This is a genomic window from Streptomyces beigongshangae (assembly GCF_019710745.1).
GTDB classification, from domain to species: domain Bacteria; phylum Actinomycetota; class Actinomycetes; order Streptomycetales; family Streptomycetaceae; genus Streptomyces; species Streptomyces beigongshangae.
In genome coordinates, this window is record NZ_JAHKJW010000148.1 from 1 (window position 1) to 2,904 (window position 2,904).

The window sequence follows — 2,904 nt, forward strand, 5'->3', positions numbered from 1 at the left end:
GTACGCCGGTTGGATCGGGTGGTCATCCGGTTCGCGGGGGACTCGGGTGACGGGATGCAGCTCACCGGGGACCGCTTCACCTCCGAGACGGCGTCGTTCGGGAACGATCTTTCGACGCTGCCGAACTTCCCCGCCGAGATCCGTGCGCCCGCAGGTACCCTGCCGGGCGTTTCGTCTTTCCAGCTGCATTTCGCCGACCACGACATCCTCACCCCGGGTGATGCGCCCGATGTGCTGGTGGCGATGAACCCGGCGGCGCTGAAGGCGAACATCGCCGACGTGCCGCGCGGCGCGCAGATCGTCGTCAACACGGACGAGTTCACCAAACGGGCGCTGGCGAAGGTCGGCTGGGCGGCGAGTCCGCTGGAGGACGGGACCCTGGAGGGGTACAGCGTTCATCCGGTGCCGCTGACGACGCTGACCGTGGAGGCGCTGAAGTCCTTCGACCTGTCGCGCAAGGAGGCGGAGCGCAGCAAGAACATGTTCGCGCTGGGTCTGCTGAGCTGGATGTACCACCGGCCGACCGAGGGCACCGAGAAGTTCCTGACCGGCAAGTTCGCCAGGAAGCCGGACATCGCGGCGGCCAACATCGCCGCGTTCAGGGCGGGCTGGAACTTCGGCGAGACCACCGAGGACTTCGCCGTCTCCTACGAGATCGCCCCCGCCACCCAGACCTTCCCCACCGGCACGTACCGCAACATCTCCGGGAACCTGGCGCTGTCCTACGGGCTGATCGCCGCCTCCCGCCAGGCGGATCTTCCGCTGTACCTGGGCTCGTACCCGATCACGCCGGCCTCGGACATCCTGCACGAGCTGAGCCGGCACAAGAACTTCGGGGTGCGCACCTTCCAGGCCGAGGACGAGATCGCGGGGATCGGGGCGGCGCTGGGGGCGGCCTTCGGCGGCTCGCTGGCGGTGACGACCACCTCGGGTCCGGGGGTGGCCCTGAAGTCGGAGACGATCGGGCTGGCGGTCTCCCTGGAGCTGCCGCTGCTGGTCATCGACATCCAGCGCGGCGGGCCCTCGACCGGTCTGCCGACCAAGACCGAGCAGGCCGACCTGCTGCAGGCGATGTACGGGCGCAACGGCGAGGCACCGGTGCCGATCGTGGCTCCCAGGACGCCCGCCGACTGCTTCGACGCGGCTCTGGAGGCGGCGCGGATCGCGCTGGCGTACCGCACGCCCGTCCTGCTGCTGTCCGACGGCTACCTGGCCAACGGCTCGGAGCCGTGGCGGATCCCCGAGGTCGACGAACTGCCCGATCTGCGGGTGCAGTTCGCGTCCGGGCCCAATCACACCCTGGACGACGGGACCGAGGTCTTCTGGCCCTACAAGCGCGACCCGCAGACCCTGGCCCGCCCGTGGGCGGTCCCGGGCACACCGGGTCTGGAACACCGCATCGGCGGCATCGAGAAGCAGGACGGCACGGGCAACATCTCCTACGACCCCGCCAACCACGACTTCATGGTCCGTACGCGGCAGGCGAAGATCGACGGCATCGGCGTCCCGGACGTGGAGGTCGACGACCCGAACGGGAGCGCGGACACCCTCGTGCTGGGCTGGGGTTCGACCTACGGGCCGATCACCGCGGCGGTACGGCGGCTGCGCGCGGCCGGGCAGGACATCGCCCAGGCCCACCTGCGCCACCTCAACCCCTTCCCCCGCAACCTGGGTGAGGTGCTGGGGCGTTACGACAAGGTGGTCGTCCCCGAGATGAACCTCGGGCAGCTGGCCACGCTGGTCCGCGCGAAGTACCTGGTCGACGCCCACTCCTACAACCAGGTGAACGGAATGCCGTTCAAGGCCGAACAGCTCGCCACGGCTCTCAAGGAGGCCATCGATGGCTGAGACGACCACGGAAGGCCCGGGCACGATCGAGGCGCTCACTCTGGTGCCCAAGGCCGAGGCCAGGCAGTCCATGAAGGACTTCAAGTCCGACCAGGAGGTGCGCTGGTGCCCCGGCTGCGGTGACTACGCCATCCTCGCGGCCGTGCAGGGCTTCATGCCCGAGCTCGGGCTGGCGAAGGAGAACATCGTCTTCGTCTCGGGCATCGGCTGCTCCTCCCGCTTCCCCTACTACATGAACACCTACGGGATGCACTCCATCCACGGCCGCGCACCCGCCATCGCCACCGGCCTGGCCTCCTCACGCCGGGACCTGTCGGTGTGGGTGGTCACCGGCGACGGGGACGCGCTGTCCATCGGCGGCAACCACCTCATCCACGCCCTGCGCCGCAACGTGAACCTGAAGATCCTGCTGTTCAACAACCGCATCTACGGACTCACCAAGGGCCAGTACTCCCCCACCTCCGAAGTCGGCAAGATCACCAAGTCGACACCGATGGGCTCCCTCGACGCACCCTTCAACCCCGTCTCCCTGGCCATCGGCGCCGAAGCGTCCTTCGTGGCACGCACCGTGGACTCCGACCGCAAACACCTCACCGAGGTACTGCGCCAGGCCGCCGCCCACCCCGGCACCGCCCTGGTGGAGATCTACCAGAACTGCAACATCTTCAACGACGGCGCCTTCGAGGCCATCAAGGACAAACAACAGGCCCAGGAAGCCGTGATCCGCCTGGAACACGGCCAACAGATCCGCTTCGGCGCCCCGCTGCAGGACGGCCAGGGCGCCAAGGGCGTCGTACGCGACGCACTGACCGGGGACCTGCGGGTCGTGAGCGTCACCCCGGACAACCAGTCACTGATCCTGGTCCACGACGCCCACGCCACCTCACCGACCACCGCGTTCGCCCTCTCCCGCCTCGCCGACCCCGACACCCTGCACCACACCCCCATCGGCGTCCTGCGCTCCGTCGACCGCCCCGTCTACGACACCCAGATGTCCGACCAACTCGACACCGCCATGGAACACAACGGCAAGGGCGACCTCGCAGCACTGCTCAC

Annotated in this window: 2 protein-coding genes; both read left to right on the top strand. The window is 68.6% G+C overall.

The window, feature by feature from the left end:
• Nucleotides 1-1,848 (top strand): 2-oxoacid:acceptor oxidoreductase subunit alpha (locus KM933_RS38475; RefSeq protein WP_221362236.1); only part of this gene is annotated, 1,848 nt, incomplete at its 5' end.
• Nucleotides 1,841-2,904 (top strand): 2-oxoacid:ferredoxin oxidoreductase subunit beta (locus tag KM933_RS38480; protein ID WP_221362237.1); only part of this gene is annotated, 1,064 nt, incomplete at its 3' end. The genes KM933_RS38475 and KM933_RS38480, both read left to right, overlap by 8 nt.